Source organism: Paenibacillus barengoltzii NBRC 101215, from assembly GCF_004000745.1.
In the GTDB taxonomy this organism is placed as follows: Bacteria; Bacillota; Bacilli; order Paenibacillales; family Paenibacillaceae; genus Fontibacillus; species Fontibacillus barengoltzii.
In genome coordinates this window covers 59,733-80,940 of record NZ_BILV01000013.1, presented here as the reverse complement: position 1 = coordinate 80,940, position 21,208 = coordinate 59,733, and the positions used below count along the sequence as shown (strand labels likewise).

Genomic DNA, 21,208 nt, shown 5'->3' with positions numbered 1-21,208 from the left:
TGTTATTTTTCCTTAATGCTTGATTTTTTGCGGCGATTAGAGACAGTTGCTTCGCGAGCTTTCTCTTTGAGTATGATGGCATGCCCGGTTCGGCTGATTTGTTCGTAGAACAGCAGCGGCTCTCTCCGGAAGAAATGCTTGGCAACATGAATGGCGAAGGCGACATTCGCCACTAGAATGATTATGGCTAACAGAATCCGGAATAAGCTTGGAGCGTAGTTGTCTGGAAAAACCAGCAGTCGGTTCAGGCCAAACACGCCCCAATAAAGCAGCCCATAACGGACCACTAAGGGCAGCAGTCCTGCGGGTTGCCGCTCGCGGCTGGCGGACAAGAAGTTGTATACGGCGGCGGCTACTCGACCGCTTGGTTTCCGCTCTCCTTGATCTGCTGGAAGACCAATGAGTTGAATTCGGACCAACCATTTGCCGGGGGTGCGTCCGCCGGTCAGGTATGGGATGAGCATGAAATAAATCCCCGTGGACACGAAGTACGCTTGCTTGATGCCGATCTCATGAATGACTGTCATCAACATGCCCAATACAATATAGTCAAACATTAAGGCCAACCCGCGCCGGGTATAGGATACGCGCTTCGTTGTCAGGTCCACTCCGCGGTCCAGATGCTCAATTCGCGGCAGATACCGGGACAGCCATTCGGCTAACAGAAATCCAAGCATGCCCCCAAGCGTGTTGGTCATCAGATCGTCGACATCGAAGACGCGGTAAGGGTGATCGTAGATCCCGTAGATACCAGTCAACTGCGTCACTTCAATGAACAAAGACAGCAGGAATGACAGGATCAGGCTCGCAATTGGACCGGAACGAAAATAATACCGAAGCATCATCCCAAACGGCACCGTCAAAGCCACGTTCAGGAGAACCTGCCAAACTGCCCGCTCCTGAAGCAACCGCCAATAGGTCGACGGCTCTCCGGGAACTATCGAGGTCTCCTTCATAATGTCATGGATAAAATGAAAAGGAATTAATTGCAACGCCCCGCCGCTGAGCGGTAGATTGTGCCGACTGGTCGGAAGCGGCAGCATTACAAGGAAGATCGCATTCATCAAATAGAGCAGGAACAAATAGAGTACCAATGCCCGTACCTTGTTGACATAACCATGCCGCCGATATTGCACTACGAGGAACGGCAAAGTGAACAGCAGTGCCGCAATTGGAAATACGCCAAAAGCAAACGTAACAGGATATAAATAGCTTTTAAACATCACGCTTCAAACCTTTCAATTCCGGGGTTTTGTTCCGTTATCTTAACATAGAACAAAATTCATTTCGTTTAAGTTTAGTTTAAGATGAAGTAAATTTGTTCCACGTACGTGATCCGCAAAAAAAGTAAGCCCTAAGGAAATTGGATTTCCTTGGGCCTACTTTTTTATTCATATGATCATTTTACCGCTCTTCCGGATGATCCACATTCTCTTGCTGCTCCTCTGTACTGGAGGTTGGATTCTCTTCCCTTTGTGGCGCGGGCGCTTGGGAAGCCTTCAGTTCCGCTCGGCGGCGTTCGCGCTCCTCCCGGTTCTTCCGGCGCTTGATCCAGATTGGGATGACGATAAGGGCAGCGATGGCAAGCGGCGGCAGAGCCCCTGCAACGAATACAACAAGCCACTGGAAGAAGATCGACAAAATGTCGAAGCTGCCTGTCAAGGCGTTTTTCATCCGCTCCAGCAAAGGTGTATCATTACCCGATGCCGCGATCAGCTTGGTTGGATCCGGCTGGTAGAGGCGAATATCAATCGTTGAATAGGACACATTGCTGTCGAGATACCGCATTCTCCCTTTAATTTGCTCGATCTCCGTTTGAATGCGCTCCAGCTCATTCACGTATTCAACCAGTTGCTTGGTCTGGGTCGCTTCCTCTACGAATTTCAAGTACCGCGCTTCCATCGCCTGCTTAACCTTTAACCGAGATTCCAGATCAACGTACTCCTCGGAGACGTCCTGTCCCTGGATGTTTCGCTGCAATGACTCCGGCTTTAGTGCCTCCAGCCGATCGAGGAACGAAGAGAAGCCCGACGCCGGAACTTTAATCACAAAGTTGCCACCCAGCTCATGCTGCGATTGATTCTCGGAAAACTCAACAATGTAGCCGCCCGCCAGCGTCACCAGATTGCGGATCTCAGATTGCGCCTTGGCGTAGTCTTTCACTTCCATCACGACATGTGCCCGGTAGATCAGCTTGCGGTTGAGCCCATGATCAGTATTGGCTTGCTGAAATCCCGGCGCGGAGTTCACCGCCGCACTGTCGCTCCCTGTACTCCCGGCAGCCGCTGAATCCGGTGCAGCCGAACCAGAGGCAGGCACGACGGCTGTATTGGCTGCTGTCTCAGCTACGCCTGCTCCATCCATTTCGCTTTCCGCCCAGTTGCTTTGATTCATCGCTTCTTTCGAAGACGCCGAATCTGAAGCAGCGTTATTGCTCGCACTTCCGCAGCCGCTAAGCAGCAAAAGCAGAAGCATCGTAATAACGCCCCAAACCGTTAGCTTTATTCCCCTTTTCCCCATCGTTATGACCCCCTGTGTGGATTAAGGTTTCAAGACTTCCGCACGATACCGGCTTTGTCGGATTCATCTGTATGTCACCCTGCGGCGTCTCTTACCTATCCTAACGTGAAAGGGCTACCAAAAGTTGCCTGTCCTGTGAAATAAAAAACCGTCCCGCAAAGGCGGAACGGTTGATTGGGGTAAACCTATTCTTCATATTTGCGAACGACGATGACAGCGTTATGTCCGCCGAATCCAAAGGAGTTGGATAACCCGATCTTCAGCTCAGCTCGGCGCGCTTCATTTGGCACGTAATCGAGATCGCATTGCGGATCAGGGTTCTGCAGATTGATCGTTGGCGGGATGAGGCCTTCCTTCAACGTTTGGACCAGGGCAATCGCTTCTGCACCGCCAGCGGCACCAAACATATGACCTGTCATCGATTTATTCGCCGTAATCGGAATACGATAAGCGTATTCGCCAAACGCCTTTTTAATCCCCTTCGTCTCTCCAAGATCACCGACGGGGGTGCTTGTGGCATGGGCGCTGATCACATCAACCTGTTCCGGCGTGATCCCCGCCGAAGCAAGCGCCCGCTTCATCGCAAGGTAGGCCCCTGCACCTTCGGGATGCGAAGCAACCACGTGGTAGGCATCGGAACTGGCGCCGTAGCCGATCAGCTCGCCATGGATGCGCGCTCCCCGGCGTAGTGCGTGCGACAGCGACTCAAGCACTACGATCCCGGCGCCTTCGCCCATCACGAAGCCATCGCGTTCCGCGTCAAACGGCCGACTGGCTTGCTCCGGTGCGTCGTTCCGCTTGGAGAGCGCAGTCGCATTCCCGAAGCTGGCCAGCGCCAACGGATGCACTGCCGCTTCGGTTCCACCGGCGATCATCACATCGGCTTCACCGCTTCGGATCAGCCGGAACGCTTCGCCGATCGACGAATTGCCGATCGAGCAAGCTGTAACGGGAGACAACGTCTCACCTAACGCGCCGAACCGGATGCTGATCTGAGCTGCCGCCATATTGGAGATCATCATTGGCACCAGACTTGGGCTCACCCGATGAGGTCCGCGATTCTCGAGCACTTTCACGTTATCCGCCAACGTTTCAATCCCGCCGATGCCCGAGCCGACATATACACCAAAGCGCTCGCGGTCGATCAGCTCCGGATTGAGATCCGCATCCTGAATTGCTTGTTCAGCGGCAAACAACGCGTATTGACAGAAAAGGTCCATTTTGCGAGCTTCTTTCCGCCCGAAGATCCCCTCGCCGTCAAACCCTCGAACCTGCCCAGCGATCTTGGTGCTGAAATCTGCCACGTCAAAACGTTCGATCGGCGAGATCCCAGAGCGCCCTTCCTTTAACCCTTGCCAAAATGTATCTACATCATTGCCCAGCGGGGACACAATCCCCATTCCGGTAATAACCACTCGTTCCATAAAACATCCTCCTTCAGACATTTCATACATAGGAAGTACAAACTTGTTATCTATTGTAGCTGCAAAGTATCCTATTACAAGTTTTTAGTTATCCTAGTATAATTGATAACATCATAAGCGCGTTTTTCCAGGAGGAACTCTGCCGATGAGCACAGAACCGAGATTAGAGGCTTTATCCAAATTTTTAAAAACGCAGCGCGCCAAGCTGCATCCCCATACCGTAGGCCTTCCAGCAGGCTCCCGCCGGCGAACGCCCGGCCTGCGCCGCGAGGAGGTCGCCCAGCTCGCCGGGGTGAGCACGACATGGTATACCTGGCTGGAACAAGGCCGGGATATTAAGGTATCTCCCTCCGTTCTGGACGCAATCGCCGGAGCGCTTAGACTCAACGCCGATGAACGCAAGTACTTGTTCGACTTGGCGTCCGACAGCGGCTTTCATCCCGATTGGGTTGAGAAGGAGCCGGTGATTACCCCATCGCTCCATAAAATTTTGCGAGAGCTGAAATATTGCCCGACGATCATCTCCGACCGCCACTGCCATATCGTAGGTTGGAATCCTGCTGCTGCCCAAGTGTTTGTCGACTTCGAACATATTCCAGAGCAGGATCGCAACCTAATTTATCTTCTGTTTGCCAAGAAAGAGCTGCGCAGCCTCGCCGTGAACTGGCCCGATTTCGTCCGGGGGTTCCTGGCTATCTTTCGCGCCTATTATGGACAATATGTCGCCGACCCTTGGTATTCGCAATTTATCGATCGGATGTCACAACAATTCCCGGACTTCCAAGAGCTTTGGAATCAAAGTGAAGTCAGCGCGGCTCCAGAGGTCATGATCGAATTCCGCCATGCCAAAGCCGGTAAAATGCTATACAATTTAACCTCACTTCAGGTTCAAGGAGATGCCGATTTACGCTGCAGTGTGTATACCCCAATCGAAGGAACCGCAACCGAATCGAAGCTAAAAAAATTGCTGGAAGATACCTTTGGCAATTGAGTATTGACAAACCAGGAAGAAATTCGTATTGTGATTCATAGTGATGATAGTGAGAATCATTATCATAAATATCTGAACAAGGAGAATCACTATATGAAGAAGCTGTTTATTCCCCTCATTTTAGCCTTCACGGTTTTGGCAGGTGCTTGCGGTAATGAAACAACACAGCAAAATTCAGCGGCTAATGCAGCGGCCAATACCTCATCGGAAGGGACGGCAAATCAGACGGGCGGAAACGACTCCGCAGGAACGGAGACGGCTTCCGGCACGGTTACATATCAATCGGAGAACGGTCCGATCGAAATTCCTGCCCAGCCGAAGCGCATCGTGGCTCTATCCTACGCTCCCAACGTTGTGGCTCTGGGTGGAACATTGGTGGGCGTTGACACCTGGACGATGAATAACCCTCTGTTTACCGAGAAATTAAAGGACGTCGCCATCGTGTCCGAAGACAATCCAGAGCAAATCTTCGCTTTGGAACCGGATTTGATCATCGCCGGATCGCATATGAAAAATCTCGATAAACTTAGCGATATCGCGCCAACGATCGTTTATACCTGGGGCAAACTGGACTATTTAGCCCAGCAAGTCGAAATCGGAAAAGTGCTTAACAAGGAAGCTGAAGCCAAAGCTTGGGTTGAGGATTTCACGAAGCGGGCCAAAGCTGCAGGTGAAGAGATTAAGGCCAAGATCGGCAAAGACGCCACCGTGTCTGTACTTGAATATGATACGAAGAACTTCTATGTATTTGGGGACAACTGGGCTCGCGGAACGGAACTGTTGTATCAGATGATGGAGCTGAACATGCCGGAGAAAGCCAAACAAGATGCGTTGGGCCCGGGCTACTACACCTTATCCAACGAAATCATTCCTGAGTACGCCGGAGATTACATCGTATTAAGTCAGAACAAAGAGGCTCAAAACGAGTTCTTGCAATCGAATACGTGGAAGAATATCCCGGCCGTCAAAAACGGCCATGTGATTGAGATCGATACCGCCGCTTCAACCTACAGCGATCCGATCACGCTGGAGTATTTGCTGGGAATCTTCAAAGAAGGATTCCTCTCATTGCCTTAACGCTGAAGTTGATCAAAATGAAAAAGGGATGTACCCCGCTATGGGGCACATCCCTTTGTTATTTGGTTAAATAAACTCGATCCACTCAATCTCCAGCCCTGGCTTGATATAATCAAACTTCAGCTCGTAATCGCCCTCCGTCAGCTCAATCCGAAGCTGCTTCTGCGTCACCCATCTGCCGAGCGTACCGTTCGTCTGTACGGTAGTCAAGAGCTCACCGTTCAGCAGCAGATTGCAAGCCGACTGCGACAAGTTCATCGCTTCGTATCGGATATGCGCAGTGACCGTGTACACCCCAGCCTCTTGAACCTTCACCACCGCAGTTTCAGCATTCGCCAAAACCTTGGCGCTTTGTGAACGAGACAGCGTATATACGTTCACTCCTGCGCTGGCAATCGGAAGATCGCCTTGAGCGGCCTGGATTAGGCGGACTTCGTGAACCGGTTTCGGTTCCCGCGCTAATGCTGGAGCGTTCAGTAAGAATCGGCAAATATTCATGGCGCACCGTTGCAATTCTCCCACCGTCAAGGTTCCGTTGGCTAACGCTTCCAGCGTATTATCCCCCAGCGAGTTGATTTCCGCCCCATCGTTGTTCACGACCATATACAGATCGTTCTGCGCGCGTACCATAAAGGACGTGTTCTTCAAATCAGCCGGTCCGCCTTCTACGCAGTCGTTCATGACCGCCCACCAGTCCGTCATGACAATGCCCTGATATCCCCATTCATTGCGGAGAATCGTCGTATTCAGATCATAGTTGGAGGCCGCCCAATGCCCGTTCACCGGGTTATAGGAAGTCATGATCGATGTGGCTTCCCCTTCTTTGACCGCCATTTCGAAGCCCTTCAAATAAATCTCGCGTAACGCGCGTTCAGAGACGACCGCATCCACTTTCGAACGCGCCTTCTCTTGGTTATTGCCGGCAAAATGCTTCACCGTTGCGGACGAACCGCCCTTCTTAATGCCCCGTGTCACCGCTGACGCAAAGCAACCTGTCAAATAAGGGTCCTCGGAAAAATACTCGAAGTTCCGTCCATTTAACGGATGGCGATGGATGTTAATCCCCGGACCAAGCAGGGTGTCGATTTCATTTTGCAGGAGCTCTTTGCCCTCCAGCACATACAACGATTCTACGAGGTCAACATCCCAGCTGGATGCCAATAACGTTCCGATTGGCAGCTGAGTTGCTTTCAAGCCGCTGTCCATACGGATGCCGGAAGGGCCATCGGCGGTACAGGCCACCGGGATTCCGTACTCCAACAGGTTCTCTCCCACTCCGCCAAAAGCGGAAGCTGTTCCAGGTGTCACCTTCGGACTGCTCATGCCCTCGCCGCGTACGATCGTAGCCAGGTCCTCATCGCTCAGTTGGGCAACGAACTCCTCCAGGCTTGCTTTACCGGCTTGCACGTCCTTTAATTTAATTCCGCGGTTCCCCGTTTGCGGATAGGCTTCCGGCAGTCTTCTTTCGATGCGTTCCTTCAGCGAAATAGTACGTTGAGGCACTTCCTCCCGGACGATCTCATACGTCCCATCCGGCTTCCGGCTACCTGGTTTCAACCGCGAGAAACGTTGCGTAGGCGCTGCAGCTTCCTCCAGTTGCTCCACAACCATCAGTTCTGCCAACTGGTAGGCTGCTTTCCCGTCCACTGTTACCCGCTCCGTATTTCGGATGCTGTTACCTACATGAAACTCATAGTCGCCAGCTTCCAACACATAACAGGATTTATGCCCGGTATAGCCGCCATCATCATAGGACGCCATCCGCCGTACCGGCAGTTGCAAGGTCAGCACATCGGACTCCCCGGGCTGAAGCAGCTTCGTTTTCGCGAACGCCCCAAGCGCCCGGGCCGGTTTGCCCAATACGCCCTGCGGGGCTTCATAGTATAGCTGAATAACTTCTTTCCCGCTAAACTCCGAGCCGGTATTCGTTACCTCCACTTGGACCTCCAGTTGGGCATCTGTACCTGCTCCTTCGAGCTTCACCCCTTGTACTTTCCAGGCAAAGGAGGTATAGGAGAGCCCATATCCAAACGGGAACAGCACCTTGTCCGGACAAAATGTTTCGAAGTAGCGATAACCTACATAAATATCTTCTTCATAGAGATTCCGCTCTTCGCTGCCAAAGTTGGCTGTGGATGGATAATCTTCAATGTGATGGGCAATGGTATCCGGCAGCTTACCGCTCGGCGTGACATCCCCCGAGAGCAGGTCAGCTACGGCGTGACCGCCAATCATCCCGCCCTGCCATACGAACATCACTGCCCGAATCCGACCTTGATGGACGGGATCGTTGATCCAGCTCATATCGATGACATTGGCTACGTTCATCAACACAGCCACTTGATCGAAATGCCGGGTAACCGTTTCCAGATTCAGGCGCTCTTGTTCCGTCAACCGGTAACTTCCCTCGGTATCGGCGTTATCCTTATCCTCACCGGCCGTCCGGCCGATGATAACGATTGCCTTGGATGATGCTTGCTTCGCTTGCGCTACGATTTCGTCGGTTAAAGGCATTTCCTTCTGACACCAAGGCTCCGCAGCCCAACCGCCTCCGCCGTTATCAAACGGATTCTCGGCAATCCACTGCTCATATTGCTTCGCCAGCTGTTCATTTACTTGGATGCGAGGATTCGCCCGTAGTCCGTCCAAAATGTTGACGACATAAGGGACGTTCACCGCACCGCCAGAGCCTGTCCCGCTGCGATAGTAATCAATTTGGCATCTGCCGAAAACGGATACAATTTCATGCGCTCGAATCGGAAGCATAGCGTTTTCATTTTTCAGCAGGACGCCGCCTTCCGCTGCCGCAATTCTGCTGTACTCGGCGAAACCTTCCAAAGGAACGCCTAACATCGATTTGCTCATCTCTCTCTTCTCTCCTATCCGTTAGTAGATCCCAGCTTGGGATACATCAATAATAGTCCTAGTTTTTACTATACCAAAACCAACGTGAGGTTGAATAGAATAACGTACATTGGGATTTTGAAATTTAAGCGAAAAAATTAGCATAAATAAAGATGCCGAGATAAGGAATCACCCATAATAGCGGCAGCAGATTCCACCAAACCGCCGGTTTGTACTTGCCTTTGGCGAAATAAGTCCAGCCCAGGATCAAAGCGAGCAGCAGACCACCAGGATACGCCTGAAGATACGCGAATAACGCTCGCATGCCTGGGTGGACCCCTCCTGAATCATGGAAGAGGTAGGCGGAAATGCCAAGCACAATCAACCATGCCACGGAAAAAAACGCATAAATGAGCTGCGACACAATTAGAAAAATGAAGGTTTTTCGTTTAGGAGACATGGGAGTCCCGCCTTCCGTTCAGGAATCGCCTCACGTTAGTCGAACCATACTTCGGTGCTGTGCCGCATCTCAAACAGGCGTTGAATCTGTTTGGGCGTATTTCGTTCAAGCGATAAAGGCGGAAGCTCGTCACGACCGAAAAATCCGACCTCCAAAGTTTCCATTCCAGCTTCTGCGTGACCTCCGCCGATCTCGCACAATATAAAGATTTTGTAGATATGGTACGCCTCCGGGGGATGATCGTGGAATTTCTTGTCCAACACCGCCATTAACCGCACCGGAAAGACGGTAAGACCGGCTTCCTCCTTCACTTCTTTAACCGCAACCTCTTTAGGCGATAGACCGATGTCGGCCCAACCTCCCGGCAATGACCACGCCCCATCAACTCGTTCTCGTACGAGCAAAATTCGGTCATCCTGAAACACTACGCCGCGCACATCCACCTTAGGGGTAGCATAGCCGGTTTCATTGGCGAACAGCGCTTTAACCTTCTCCGTCTCCACTTCGGTATAACGGCTGACAATTTCCACGCTCAGCTCACGCAACATCTGAAAGCGTTCAAGATCGTACATGTCTTTGGAATAGGCCAGCCCAGCCTGACTAATGGCCTGAATTTGCTTAGCCCACTCCAGCCATTGCAGCTGCGGAATCGAGTCCGACATCTGAATCGCAACCTTTCGGATAGAAGTCTAAATCCACTGTACCACCATAGAAATCATATATGCAGCAGGGAAGATGATCAGTTGCGCCGCTAATGTTCCGAGAAACCTCGCGCCCATCAACATATATAGATCCTCCCCAGCATTTTATTCAGCTTCACACCGGCATAGCGTATGGAATACGACAGCGTCTCCGCCGCATGAATAATCAACGTTAAGATGCATACGATTACCAGATAGGTGGTCACTTTACTTCCCTCTCCAATAAACTTCCGCTATTTTTCGTTGCCATGTTTAAAATGTCCCGTGGCTTTTGCCATGATCAGCTGGGCTTCTTTGGGTGTCGCCGCGCTTTGAATCCGCGTGATAAATTTCTCCGCTTCTTTCCCAGAAAGGGTAGTGACCATGCGCCCTTTCCAAGAAATGAACACCTTTCGATTTTTCGTGATTTCATAAGTGAAAATCTCTTCATCCAAACGATTGCGTTTATCAACGTTCCCCAAAATAAGCCTCCATGAATGAGTTAGATTTTTTTCACATATTTGGCCATCATGGTGCGATAATCGAACAGAACTTCTTCTTTTTCTTCGGTATATACAAATCCATTGGATTTATAAAAGAGCGTGCCGATGTCGTTCTCACGTTCACACCAGGCGTAAATTTCAGTGATTAATGGGTTCAGACGAATTAATTCATTCAGCAACTTCTTGCCAATGCCCTTGCGCTGATGCTCTTTTAAGATATAAAGTCGAGTCAGCTCACTAACCCCTTCATCATCCGCTTCCGACAGTTGGCCAAACCCAACGATCTCTCCTTCCCATTCCGCGACCAGGAACTTCCGCGCGGCTTGCGCTTCGTCCAGTGTGATGCTTTGCTCTAAGCTGCTCTTGGCATAGGCGTGGGTCAAATACGTGGCGATAAAATGCTCCGGATAAATCATTTCATAAGTGCTGTTCCAGGTTTCCACAGCTACCTCTCGAATGCCGTCGATGTCGTTCAGTGTTGCCGGACGGATCAGCAGTGAATCCATCAGCTTCAATCCTTTCTGTTTCGTAAATAACGGGACCCAGCTTCGGATATGGACCTATCTCCAGCCGGGTCGTATATCAATAACGTTTCACTATACAAATTACTTCTTACAAAAACTATGATACACTGACCTCAACCGAGAAAGCTACCCCTATTCATGAAATCGCTTTCTTTAATACCAATGTAGTCGGCAACGCCTTGTCTGATGCGTTTCCAAGCTAAATTTCATCTTCAGGATATCGACGAATGTTGTCAGTTTCACAAACCATATACATAAGAACAAAGGAACATGATCAAAAAGCTGGTATTCCCAACTTAATACAGAATTGAAGAACACGTGCTACGCTTATCTGGTCACGAATCCCATTGAAAAATAACTGGAGGCGATTAACTTGCTGGTGAACAATGTGAATTGGCGGGAATTAGCCTTTCATCATATCCCGCGTATGCTCATTGATGAACACGAGCCGTTCCGTCCCATTCGGGTTGGCGTTACGGTGCTGACGGAAACCGGTCCGTCTCCTTCATTCAAACGAATGTTGTTAGTGGACGGGGAGCGTGTTGGATCGGTTATTGAATATGCCGTCTACTGGGACTACGATATTACACATCTTTACGATCTGGAGCATATGTGGATCTTCCTGTCTCCACAAGGTGCCGTTGTCGATTGTGAAGCCAGTTTTCATGGTAGATACCTCAAAGGTATCGCTCCCGGCAAAACGAACGTAGGGCCAGATGGACGTATCAGCTTATATTGCCAGCCGGGAAAACACGCCTTCTCTCCAATCCGCGATCTGTTCGAGCTGCTTCCCGACCTGCACCTGGCAACCGGAGCACATGCAGGAAAAGACGGCGTTCTGGAGCCCGACATGCTGCACGGCATGTATAAGACGCTGCCCGAGGCGGACGCACTCGCAACCGAGCATCTTCGCGGCTTCCAGTTTAATATTGCCGGCACCTACCATCCTTTTGAGTGGTCCCTCGACATGCTCGTTACCTGGGAAGAGCTGAAGCGGGAAATCCCCATCCGGATGAGGGATTTGCTGAAGCGGCTACATGAGTTGAAGCAATCGGGATCGTCAGTCCAAGAAGCGATCCACTAAGCTAAAAAGCCTTCCTGTCCGTGGTAACCGCTTGGACTGGAAGGCTGTAACAACAATTCCATTGCTGCAAGGGCGGCCGAACCTATTCTTTTTTGTTCTTCGGCACGGTAGTCGAGTCCGGTACTTCATCCGCTGTCTCCCGATCATCGCGTATGCCCGTTATCTCCTCAGCAGCTTCCGTTAGCGGAGCAGGGATCGGTCGTTGGCTGGACGGAGCCGATACCCTTCCCCTTCTTTCTTTCACCCAATAGATCCCGGCAAGCAGTGCAGTTAATCCTAACCCCACCACCAACCCGGTCCCTTGTCCGGAAATAAAGGGCATGCTCACGATAATGGCGATCATCCCGATCAGACCAACCCAGGACGTATAGGGGTAACCTGGAAGCTGACATGTAGCTTCCGGAGAGCAGGGCGTTACCCGCCGCCAGCGATAATGGGAGGCCAAAATGATAAAGTAGGAGAACAAGAGCGAATATCCTCCGCAGCTGACCAGAAAGAGGTACACCTGCTGAGGCAGCAGGTACCCCATCGCCAAACCGAGCAGCATAGCGGCTCCCGAGAACAGGATACCCCTATACGGGATATCATGCCGGTCTTTCAGCCATGCCGGGGCATGGCCTTCCGCTGCCAACGAACGCAGCATCCGGGCAAGGCCAAATGTCGAAGCCAGCATCGTAGACAGAATCGCCGTAATCATCACAATATTAATCAGCGTCCCAGCCCATCCCATGCCCCAGCGGGTTAGAGCTAAAACTAACGGACTTTGGTCCGCGATCATCCCCTGTGTTGGATACAACATCAGAATCACTGCGATCGCAGCGATATACAAGGCGAGCAAACTGATCAGAGTCATATTAATGGCCCGAGGAATCGTCTTTTTCGGGTTCTCCACCTCTGAAGCGGCTAGGCCAATGACCTCAAATCCCGAATAGCTGAACATCACGATAAGCATACTGCCCGCTATCCCTGCAATCCCCCCGGGAAACCACGCTTCATTTCGCAGTTCGCCTCCCCCCGCTGCTGGAGTCCCCGGAATCCAGCCCGCTATCAAGGCCAGCCCGATGACGATGAACCCGACGATGGCCAGCAGCTTCACCGCTGCCAGACCGCTCTCCAGCTTGCTCAGATAATCGGCACCAAGCAAATTAAGCAGCGTGATTCCGACGATAATGAGCATGCCCATCGCAACCTCCGAAAAGCTCGGGAACCATTCCCTAAGAAAGGTGGACGCCGCGATCGATTCACTGGACATCGCCAGAATCAAGCCCACCCAATACACCCAACCGGTAATAAAGCCAACGCTGCGTCCCAAACTCCGCTCCGCATACGTACGAAACGAGCCTGGCACAGGGTCAGCCACCGTCATTTCCGAGAGGGCATAGAGAATGATGTAAACCAGCAATCCGCCAAGGATAAACGATAGCAAAATGCTGGGACCCGCTGCTTGAATCGCCACGCCGGAACCGAGAAAAAACGAACCCCCGACGATCGTCCCCAGCCCCAGCATCGTTAAATGAAACGTCGAGATTCCTTTTTCGCCAGTCTTGCCATTGCCCATAAGCCAAGCCTCCCTCAAGCTCTTCGTAAACTATAGGGAGTATTGGCGTAAATTAACGAAATTATGTTGAATAAGTTTAGATATGGACTACATAGCAGCTTCTTTTCGCCATCGTTCCGCTTGTTCCCGAACCATCAAGACGAATTGCTCCAATGCAGGGGATCGCCACTTCTTCCGGTGTAATGCCAACTGTGTCGCCACCCGCTGCGATTCGTCATTCCAGTTCAGCTTCACCAGCTTGCCTTCTTCAAGCTCGCTGCGCACGGTGACCCGCGGCAAGAAGGAGACTCCCAGCCCGGAGATCACACACTGCTTGATCGCTTCGATGCTCCAAAACTCCAAGTTCGAGTCGCTCGCTTTTGTTTCTGATGTTTTGCTTTATAGCCGTCATGCTGCTTTACGGAACCGGGACAATGTCACTCAGCACGCTGATCCAATTTCCGAACGCAACCTTTATTCTCACGTACATGGGCGGCTGCGCTGCCGGAATTCGGCTCCTCAAAGGCAGCCGTATCGGCGTTGTCCTCAGCTGGATTTCGTTTGCGGCTACAGCCGTCGTATTCCGTTCACCGGCTGGGCCATGCTCTACCCGCTGCTGATCGCGCTGTTATGCCTCGGGATCCAGCTGCGCTTCAGCCGGCGGAAAGCCACTTCTCTGGATATCTAATTTAATACGGTCGTCACGAGGCTGCGGCGAAACAGCATCTGGTCTGTCCATCGCAGCCTTGCTTAAATCCGTCCTTCATCAAAATAGGTGACTTCCACCCCTCTGGCCACAATGGAGCTAATCCCTTCCGGATAATAGGGCATCAGTTCGTCTGCGCGCTCCACGTCAACCCATGCGATATCCAATATCTCCTCTGGACGGGTAATCTCCGGCTTGCCCCCCGTAATTTCCGCGCGGAACGTCAGCAGGATGACATGCTCCTCGTTTTTTATATGTACAAATTCATTCACAGCCACGATCCCGTGAACCTTCACATCCAGTCCTGTCTCCTCTTTCCCTTCGCGGATCGCCGCGATCTGCAGCGTCTCGCCAGGCTCCACCGCGCCTCCAGGCAGCGTCCAGGCTTCGTTTTCATTTTGCACCATGAGCACTTTGGTTCTCGTCTCATCGGGGATTAGCAAATATACCACATCTGTTCGTTTCATCGTTAGCCTCCAAATAATAAGTCCAATATCGTCGAAAATTTACCCGATGGCTGTCCCCGAAGCACATCTGGATCGTAGATTTCCACATGACCACAGTTCAGGCAGGAGACGAATAAATAATGGTTGTGCTGGATGTCCATCAGTTTGCTCAACCCGGTGCCGGTCATGGCCACTTCTTTCACCGCAGCTTGCCGTTTTCCGCACTTGCTGCATTTGAAACGACGCTCCAGCACCTCTTCGAGATCGAAGTAATCCCCAACCCGAGGAGGATCAACAAGGTCCCCCGATCCCGGCCCGGGGAATCCCTCCAGATGCTCAGGCAGCACCTCATGTTTGCATTCAGGACAAACGTCAGCAACCAATATGACCTGTTCTCCGCACCAAGGACACTGAATCACGCTTCACGCCTCCTTTAGGATTAGGCCTCAAATATTTTGCCCATATAATACTCATCGACGTAATTTCCATCCACTCGAATCGAATTTCGTTTGACGCCCTCGACTTCAAAGCCAACTTTCTTGTACAGAGCAACGGCCCGTTCATTAGGGATCATCACCGTTAACTCGAACTTGGTGATCTCCGTCTCCGCACGCCATGCCTCAGCAGCCTGGAATAAGCGGGTTCCGATCCCTTTGCCCGAGTAGGCTTGAGTGATGCCGACCACGATGTAACCGACATGCTTCGTTCGGTTGGCTTGACCGCCAAACACGGCCAAATAACCAACCAACTTCCCTTGATCCTCCGCTACCAGAATTGTGGAGCCGGCTTCGGACAGAATCGATTGAATCCGCTCCCGCTGTTCTTCAGCCGTCGTGTTACGTTCTCCCGGTTCATAGAGCATAAATTTCGTTTCTTGGTCCAGTTGCAGGCATAGTTTCAAAAAGCGCTCAGCGTCATCCACTCGAATTTCTCGAATTTCAATCATTTCGATCTCTCCATTGGTTACTCATGCTCGTTCCCGTTCTCCTTCGCTGCCCACTTGGCGGCTACCTGATCCTCACCTTTGAAATAATCAACTTGGCCGGCGCTCTCGTAAACTTCTTGGTAGGGTAAAATATTGATCTTCCCTGAATCAGGATATTCACAAACGTCCAGCCCCATGTTCGTACGAATATCCAGGTACTTGCACGGCTTCTCCGTATGGTTAAATAGCTGATGCGCCCCCGAGGGCCCCATTTCGAAGAACACGATATCCCCGGTATGTACTTCCTGATGCCCTTCCGGCGTCCGAAGCATCGCACTGCCTTCCAGAATGACGAAGAGTTCTTCTGCATTACGATGAAAATGATAAGGAAAAGAGTACTTCCCTGGATCCAGCGAACGGATATCAAACGTTAAATGCTTGGAGCCGGCCAGCTCTGCCAAGCGCTCGCTTGTATGCCAAGCGAACTCTGGCACGGGCGATTGCTTCTGATGATACTTCACACGGTCTGCATGATATAAATGTGCCATGTCTCTCCCCCTAATAAACAAATACCCGGCCGCCGATCATTGCTTCCTGGGGCCGGGTCATACGTTGGTCTTCTCATTATACATAATTTCAGACCGATTCGAGTATTCGCTTTCGTCTACAACGAGAAAGTTTGAGCTAGAACCTCGTGAAGGCCGGGCAACCCTTCGATTTCCACGCGTTCGATCGTCTCAACGAAAGAGATGCCTTGCTTCCGGTAAATTTTCTTCCAGAAAGCTACGGCAACAGCGTTATTCTGCAGCTGCTCCACCCGGATTTGGCCCTTCAAGCGCCGCATAATTTCGAAGACGGCCGTCTCCGCCGTTTTACCTCCGCGATATTTATGAAGCACGAACATCTCCTGCACCGTAAAGTCAATCTCCTCGGGCACAAACGGTGGGGCGCAAACCAGGATGAAGCCGGCTACTTTCCCCGAACAATAGATGAAATAAGGATGCAGTTCTTCCCGCTCCAAGTAAAGGGAAGTGTTCGCCAGATCAAATCGCCCGTCTTCCCCCGGTTCCTCGCCAGTAAACGCCGATAAATCATGCAAGTACAGCTGAAACAAATTAAAAAACAGCGAGCTTTGAGAAGGTAAAATAGGTGCGATTCGAACTTCCATGCACTAGCCCTCCTTGGTTTCGCGATTTCGAATTACCTTCCTCTTTTGTCCCGGAGATAGATATCTAACGCTTCGATGCCCCGGTGGGCCAGCCTAATAAACAAGATCAAGGCATATAAAATTAAGCCAGCGAGAACAAGATAAAACAAGAAAAGGAGAGCGGGTAGCACCCCAATCACTCCTACACCGGTCATACCTATCAACTCCTCACCTTAATCCATTTTGAACAGCTCGTGTTCTCAGAGGTCTACCGAAGGACTACCCCCGACTCCGACCAGCGTCTTGACCTCCGCCAAGTGGCGAATCTCATAAGTCGGCTGTTGGTTCAGTGTATTCGGGCGGTCATTCGGGTTATACCAACAGGTATCGATCCCGTAGTTTAGACCACCCTTTATGTCAGAAGTCAACGAATCCCCAACAATTAACACCCGGCTTTTGTCCGCTGGCCGAAGCCCCAATGCTTCAAACGCATAGTCAAAAATCCCCGGATGCGGCTTCGAATACCCCGTGTCTTCAGAAACGATGACAGCCTCGAACATTTGCGCCAATGCCGATCCGGCAATTCGGCTCACCTGCACCTTTTTGATGCCGTTGGTGATGATCGCCAGGTGAAACCCAGCTTCCTGCAATTCGCGGCAGAGCTCAGTTGCGCCTTCCAGCAGGAAGGTCCCCTCCCCAAGCAGCTCCAAATAGCGCTCACTAATCTCCTCTACCTGAGAGCGGGGAGTTACGCCGAGCTCCTTCACCAGTCTGGCGAACCGTTCCGTCCGCAAAGTGACCTGCGTCACCAGTCCCTGCTCCAAATCGCGCCACAGCTGCTGGTTAATGGTCTGATATGCCCGCATCACGTCGTCGGTACAAGGAATGCCCGCCTCCGTAAGCGTTCGGCTTAAGGCGTGGTTTTCCGCCTTCGGGTAATCAAATAATGTGTCGTCCGCGTCGAATAAAAGATGCGTATAAGTCATGGGGCTCCTCCTGTTGCATTCTCTATCCTCAAAAAATATTTACTGGCATCCGCTCAGGATCATTATTCACTTCCACTTATGCCCTTGCTTTAATCGGAATGTATAATTCGACCTTCGCCTTGCCCTGCGTGTCCTGCGCCGGATCGTTCATACTGAACTCCAGACAGTACCGATCATCCGGGTCGTATCCGCTGTCCGGCAGCCAATTTCCGAATATGCTCTGGTACAGCAGCGCAAGCTTTTCCGATGTATCATAAAAATAAAACTTCGCATAAAGCCCGCCCGGCAGCGTTTGGAAGCCGATCTCCGGCGGGGCATCCGCACGGCTAAGCGTATTCGGCACGGTGACGCAGGCATCGTACCGGCATTCCTCCTCCTCGGTCACGGCTGGATCGTCCAAGGAAATCCCGATAAAAGATTGCTCCGGCGGAAATAGCTGATGCTGCGCCGCCCACTTACCTAACTTTGCCCAGGCCTGATAGGTTTCCAGATAACTTCCGACATGTCTTACATACGCTACTTCCATCATGGGAAGCTCTACAATGTTGGCTTGCATTTGCCAAACCCTCCTTAACAAACTGTTTTTTACAGTTTGATCATAAAGGTTTGGCGCGGCATCGGCTTCCTGCCGATTGCGGTCCGATTGCGAAATATTGCGATCTTGCCGAGCTTGCCGAGCTTGCTCTCGCATCGCGGTTGGTGTACGACCAAAGTGCTTCTTGAACGCTGCATTAAAGCTGGAAGCAGACTCAAACCCGCAACTCAGCGCAATTTCCAGCACAGGTTGGTTGGTCTCCCGCAAGTAAGCTGCGGCCCGGGTTAGACGCTGCTTCATGATGTACGCAAACGGCGTCTCCCCCGTCACCGAGGTAAATATCCGCGAGAAATGATACTTCGAGAAGTGGGACAATTCGGCCAATTGATCCAAGTTTAGCTTCTGATGCAAATGCGCATCGATATACTTACAGACCTGACCCACCCTTTCCCGGTAATCGTTCATCTCGCTTCTTGCCTCCCCGAAGTCCCTTCCCAATAGAAGGGCCGTTCGAGGAGAGGAGGCAGCTTGGTGGCACGGTCTCCTTTGGCAGCATTGATCTGGGCTTGCGTCAAGAACAAGCTCTCCGAAAGATCGGCTCCCCTTACATCGGCATCTCGCAGATCCGCCCCAATCATATCGGCACCGCGCAGGTCCGCTCCCCGCAGATCCGCAGCGATCAGGTAAGCGCCTCTTAAAAATGCGCCTCGCAAATCCTCGCCCCGCAGCTTGGCACCAACCAGATCAGCCCCACGCCCAAAGCTTCTGTGCCGTCCAGAAGATGTACCAGCCTTCCGCAGCGCTTCAGCGCGAACGCGCTCACTCACCTCGAGCAACAACTCGTTGACCTTCGCGCGATGTGCTGCCACATCAAAGCGGATTAAGTCGTCCAGTTTGGCGGATGTCAACCGTTCCGTCTCGTCATAACTCATCCGCAAACGTTCATGTAAATGGCTGACCTGAGGCAGACTTAACGCTTCATCCAAGTACCAGAGCAATTCATGCAGCTGCCACATGATCGGAAACACATCAAACATCAGCTTGGATGATCCAGGCGCCTGGCGCCAACTCACTCCCGCGAAAGTGACCTGTGACACCCTTTGTCCTGCGCCAAAGCAATCGTAAACGGTGCACCCTCGGTACCCCTGTTCCCGAAGATTGCCGTGAATGCCGCAGCGGAAGTCATCCTGCAAATGACCGCAGGGCTGTCCAGCTGCTTTGTTCACAGCGAAGTCCACCGAAGCCGCAAAAGGCAGGGCTGTACAACACAAGCCAAAGCAATGCTCGCAGTCGGCCTGCAACTCGAAACGACGTCGGCCATCTGCCGGCTCCTTGGTTGTTCTATTGTCAGACATCGTCAAATTCCCTCACTTTTTGCCTATCGTCGTGTCTCTAATATAAACAAGGAACCGGGAAATGCATAGAGTTTCTTAACGATTCGGATCGCTGATTTGCGCTAAATGATGACGTGCATGCCGAATATAATCTTCATACAATTCCTCAAGAGTCATCGTGGTGCCGTCCGTAAAAAAGCACCGTTTCTCCCAATCCGACTCGGCGGCACTGTACAGCGTATTCCGGATTAACCCGTTGAGTTGGTTCCACACCAGGAGCAGCTCCTCGCGCCCATAATGCTCCTGATAGCCGTGACGTCTTACCCATTCATCCTGTACGTATCCTTCAAATGTAACCGGCTCATCTGAAGTCAGGATCCGCATAAACCGCACATGGTTATTGACTGCGGAATCACACAAGTGTCCGAGGATTTCCAGCTTCGACCACTTCTCCGGCGACGGTTTCTTCTGAAATTGTGTCTCTTCTATACCGTCAACCGTCGTTGAAATCTCCTCAAGCAAAAGCTCCAGCTGTTCCATTCTTTTACTCATGTACGCTTCTCCTCCTCAGATCACTTCAATTTGCCCAACAATCCCATCTTAGTCTAGAACAGGGATGGAAGTAAATGCCTATTTCCTAACTTTTGACTAATCCAAAAAAGCCTGCCGAAGCAATACAGATACCTGCTCCGACAGACTTTTAGCGATTGTTATGAGTTAACCTTTTTCATATCGTATTCATTCATTTTGCTACTCTCTCACTGCTCTCTCTTTATTTCAACTTCGCAACAGTAACGGCGACCTGCTCCAGTTGTGTCGAACTTAACTTCCCGTCCGGCGAACTCAGTGTAACGAACCGGTCGTCCAGCTGGAAGGACAGCATCGGCGTTTCGGATGGCGTGTACCATTTCGCTTTCGTACCGTTGGACAAGGTGACTGTTTTCCCTTCATAGTCATAGGCGTAGTCCCGCGGGGAAATCGTAACCGTCATATGATCAAAGATCAGATTTACGCCATCACCGGATTCGCCAACCATTTTGAAGGTATCCCCTTGGACCATTTGCTGAGGCGCGTAAGGCGTCTCAAAGGATTCGAATTGGGCAAACGCTTTTTTGATTTTTTCCATTTGAGCATTCGTATAGTTCACAGGAGTTAAGCTGGTGTCCGAATCCGGAGTTCCCGAAGATGGGCTGCCAATCTGCACCAGGTGCTGGCTCGCATCATAGTTCACCGAGACCTTAAGCACGTCTCCCAAAGCCCGTACTGGCAAATACGTCGTGCCATTATGGGTAATCGGCGCTAAAGGACGGCCTTGCCCGTCAACTGGAGCATAGGTTTTGCCATCGACCTGGATGCCGATTTGATTGTTCAGGTAGGCGTTGATTTTCTGCAATTTTGACCCGGCATAAACTCCGGCAGCTCCGGATAAGGTCATGCCTACTACAGCGAAAGCTAAAATGGATTTTTTCATGTTGTTGTTCATGT

The 21,208-nt window shown here is 51.4% G+C and carries 24 protein-coding genes and 3 pseudogenes; 5 read left to right on the top strand and 22 right to left on the bottom strand.

The features are described 5' to 3' along the window. Positions 1-2: 2 nt before the first annotated feature. The 3 genes from PBA01S_RS05890 to fabF form a co-directional block, all read right to left on the bottom strand. A complete protein-coding gene (locus PBA01S_RS05890) occupies positions 3-1,223 on the bottom strand; it encodes a VanZ family protein (RefSeq protein WP_051416819.1) in 1,221 nt (406 codons plus the stop codon). Between the two features lie 181 nt (positions 1,224-1,404). Then, complete coding sequence (locus tag PBA01S_RS05885) at positions 1,405-2,520, bottom strand: DUF4349 domain-containing protein (RefSeq protein ID WP_127575532.1); 1,116 nt, start codon at positions 2,518-2,520, stop codon at positions 1,405-1,407. A 185-nt stretch (positions 2,521-2,705) separates the two neighbouring features. Next, positions 2,706-3,944 (bottom strand): beta-ketoacyl-ACP synthase II, encoded by a 1,239-nt coding sequence (gene fabF / locus PBA01S_RS05880; protein WP_085279045.1) that lies wholly within the window; start codon positions 3,942-3,944, stop codon positions 2,706-2,708. 145 nt (positions 3,945-4,089) lie between these two features. On the opposite strand from fabF, the gene PBA01S_RS05875 reads away from it, so the two are divergent. Both PBA01S_RS05875 and PBA01S_RS05870 read left to right on the top strand, forming a co-directional pair. Further along, positions 4,090-4,935 carry a helix-turn-helix transcriptional regulator gene (locus PBA01S_RS05875; RefSeq protein ID WP_028537824.1) on the top strand — a complete coding sequence of 282 codons (846 nt, stop codon included), beginning with the start codon at positions 4,090-4,092 and terminating at the stop codon, positions 4,933-4,935. Positions 4,936-5,028: 93 nt separating this feature from the next. Further along, positions 5,029-6,012: an iron-hydroxamate ABC transporter substrate-binding protein gene (locus tag PBA01S_RS05870; protein WP_028537825.1), complete on the top strand. Its 984-nt coding sequence runs from the start codon at positions 5,029-5,031 to the stop codon at positions 6,010-6,012. Positions 6,013-6,078: 66 nt separating this feature from the next. On the opposite strand, the gene PBA01S_RS05865 is transcribed toward PBA01S_RS05870, so the two are convergent. The 7 genes and pseudogenes from PBA01S_RS05865 to PBA01S_RS05835 all read right to left on the bottom strand — a co-directional run bounded on the left by PBA01S_RS05865 (position 6,079) and on the right by PBA01S_RS05835 (position 11,005). Then, entirely contained in the window at positions 6,079-8,877 is a 2,799-nt protein-coding gene (locus tag PBA01S_RS05865) for a glycoside hydrolase family 3 protein (RefSeq protein ID WP_028537826.1), read from the bottom strand. 124 nt (positions 8,878-9,001) lie between these two features. Then, positions 9,002-9,181, bottom strand: coding sequence for a hypothetical protein (locus tag PBA01S_RS05860; RefSeq protein ID WP_127575531.1), 180 nt, complete (start codon positions 9,179-9,181; stop codon positions 9,002-9,004). Positions 9,182-9,351: 170 nt separating this feature from the next. Beyond that, positions 9,352-9,978, bottom strand: coding sequence for an NUDIX hydrolase (locus PBA01S_RS05855; RefSeq protein WP_085169077.1), 627 nt, complete (start codon positions 9,976-9,978; stop codon positions 9,352-9,354). Between the two features lie 27 nt (positions 9,979-10,005). Further along, positions 10,006-10,095: a hypothetical protein gene (locus PBA01S_RS23300; RefSeq protein ID WP_368017496.1), complete on the bottom strand. Its 90-nt coding sequence runs from the start codon at positions 10,093-10,095 to the stop codon at positions 10,006-10,008. 23 nt (positions 10,096-10,118) lie between these two features. Next, positions 10,119-10,223: pseudogene (locus PBA01S_RS23295) on the bottom strand (DUF2837 domain-containing protein); the annotation flags it as partial. Between the two features lie 27 nt (positions 10,224-10,250). Beyond that, positions 10,251-10,478 (bottom strand): hypothetical protein, encoded by a 228-nt coding sequence (locus PBA01S_RS05840; protein ID WP_028537829.1) that lies wholly within the window; start codon positions 10,476-10,478, stop codon positions 10,251-10,253. A gap of 20 nt (positions 10,479-10,498) precedes the next feature. Further along, positions 10,499-11,005: a GNAT family N-acetyltransferase gene (locus PBA01S_RS05835; RefSeq protein ID WP_127575529.1), complete on the bottom strand. Its 507-nt coding sequence runs from the start codon at positions 11,003-11,005 to the stop codon at positions 10,499-10,501. 397 nt (positions 11,006-11,402) lie between these two features. Between PBA01S_RS05835 and PBA01S_RS05830 the strand changes: the two genes are divergently transcribed. After that, entirely contained in the window at positions 11,403-12,107 is a 705-nt protein-coding gene (locus PBA01S_RS05830; RefSeq protein WP_232228282.1) for a hypothetical protein, read from the top strand. A gap of 82 nt (positions 12,108-12,189) precedes the next feature. On the opposite strand, the gene PBA01S_RS05825 is transcribed toward PBA01S_RS05830, so the two are convergent. Continuing rightward, a complete protein-coding gene (locus PBA01S_RS05825) occupies positions 12,190-13,665 on the bottom strand; it encodes an amino acid permease (protein WP_028537832.1) in 1,476 nt (491 codons plus the stop codon). Between the two features lie 87 nt (positions 13,666-13,752). Then, a complete protein-coding gene (locus PBA01S_RS05820; protein WP_232228279.1) occupies positions 13,753-14,007 on the bottom strand; it encodes a LysR substrate-binding domain-containing protein in 255 nt (84 codons plus the stop codon). A gap of 14 nt (positions 14,008-14,021) precedes the next feature. On the opposite strand from PBA01S_RS05820, the pseudogene PBA01S_RS05815 reads away from it, so the two are divergent. Further along, positions 14,022-14,332: pseudogene (locus PBA01S_RS05815) on the top strand (amino acid permease); the annotation flags it as partial. A 62-nt stretch (positions 14,333-14,394) separates the two neighbouring features. Here the strand turns inward: PBA01S_RS05815 and PBA01S_RS05810 are convergent. The 9 genes from PBA01S_RS05810 to PBA01S_RS05770 form a co-directional block, all read right to left on the bottom strand. Further along, positions 14,395-14,817, bottom strand: a complete 423-nt coding sequence (locus PBA01S_RS05810) for an NUDIX hydrolase (RefSeq protein ID WP_028537835.1) — start codon at positions 14,815-14,817, stop codon at positions 14,395-14,397. Positions 14,818-14,819: 2 nt separating this feature from the next. After that, positions 14,820-15,215: a zinc ribbon domain-containing protein gene (locus PBA01S_RS23260; RefSeq protein WP_307719219.1), complete on the bottom strand. Its 396-nt coding sequence runs from the start codon at positions 15,213-15,215 to the stop codon at positions 14,820-14,822. A 20-nt stretch (positions 15,216-15,235) separates the two neighbouring features. Continuing rightward, on the bottom strand, positions 15,236-15,742 hold the full coding sequence (locus tag PBA01S_RS05800; protein WP_028537837.1) for a GNAT family N-acetyltransferase: 507 nt from the start codon (positions 15,740-15,742) through the stop codon (positions 15,236-15,238). A gap of 17 nt (positions 15,743-15,759) precedes the next feature. Further along, positions 15,760-16,269: a cupin domain-containing protein gene (locus tag PBA01S_RS05795; protein WP_051416820.1), complete on the bottom strand. Its 510-nt coding sequence runs from the start codon at positions 16,267-16,269 to the stop codon at positions 15,760-15,762. Positions 16,270-16,385: 116 nt separating this feature from the next. Further along, on the bottom strand, positions 16,386-16,889 hold the full coding sequence (locus tag PBA01S_RS05790) for a GNAT family N-acetyltransferase (RefSeq protein ID WP_028537838.1): 504 nt from the start codon (positions 16,887-16,889) through the stop codon (positions 16,386-16,388). A gap of 239 nt (positions 16,890-17,128) precedes the next feature. Then, positions 17,129-17,854: a YjjG family noncanonical pyrimidine nucleotidase gene (locus tag PBA01S_RS05785; RefSeq protein WP_028537839.1), complete on the bottom strand. Its 726-nt coding sequence runs from the start codon at positions 17,852-17,854 to the stop codon at positions 17,129-17,131. Between the two features lie 76 nt (positions 17,855-17,930). Next, positions 17,931-18,854 carry an AraC family transcriptional regulator gene (locus PBA01S_RS05780; protein ID WP_028537840.1) on the bottom strand — a complete coding sequence of 308 codons (924 nt, stop codon included), beginning with the start codon at positions 18,852-18,854 and terminating at the stop codon, positions 17,931-17,933. Next, positions 18,851-19,744: a pentapeptide repeat-containing protein gene (locus tag PBA01S_RS05775; RefSeq protein WP_028537841.1), complete on the bottom strand. Its 894-nt coding sequence runs from the start codon at positions 19,742-19,744 to the stop codon at positions 18,851-18,853. The genes PBA01S_RS05780 and PBA01S_RS05775 overlap by 4 nt, the downstream gene beginning before the upstream one ends. Before the next feature lie 75 nt (positions 19,745-19,819). Next, positions 19,820-20,275: a DinB family protein gene (locus tag PBA01S_RS05770; protein WP_085279039.1), complete on the bottom strand. Its 456-nt coding sequence runs from the start codon at positions 20,273-20,275 to the stop codon at positions 19,820-19,822. A gap of 55 nt (positions 20,276-20,330) precedes the next feature. Between PBA01S_RS05770 and pqqA the strand changes: the two are divergent. Continuing rightward, positions 20,331-20,375, top strand: a pseudogene (gene pqqA, locus PBA01S_RS23290) (pyrroloquinoline quinone precursor peptide PqqA); the annotation flags it as partial. A gap of 120 nt (positions 20,376-20,495) precedes the next feature. Here the strand turns inward: pqqA and PBA01S_RS05760 are convergent. After that, positions 20,496-21,206: a stalk domain-containing protein gene (locus PBA01S_RS05760; protein WP_036699291.1), complete on the bottom strand. Its 711-nt coding sequence runs from the start codon at positions 21,204-21,206 to the stop codon at positions 20,496-20,498. Positions 21,207-21,208: the final 2 nt, after the last annotated feature.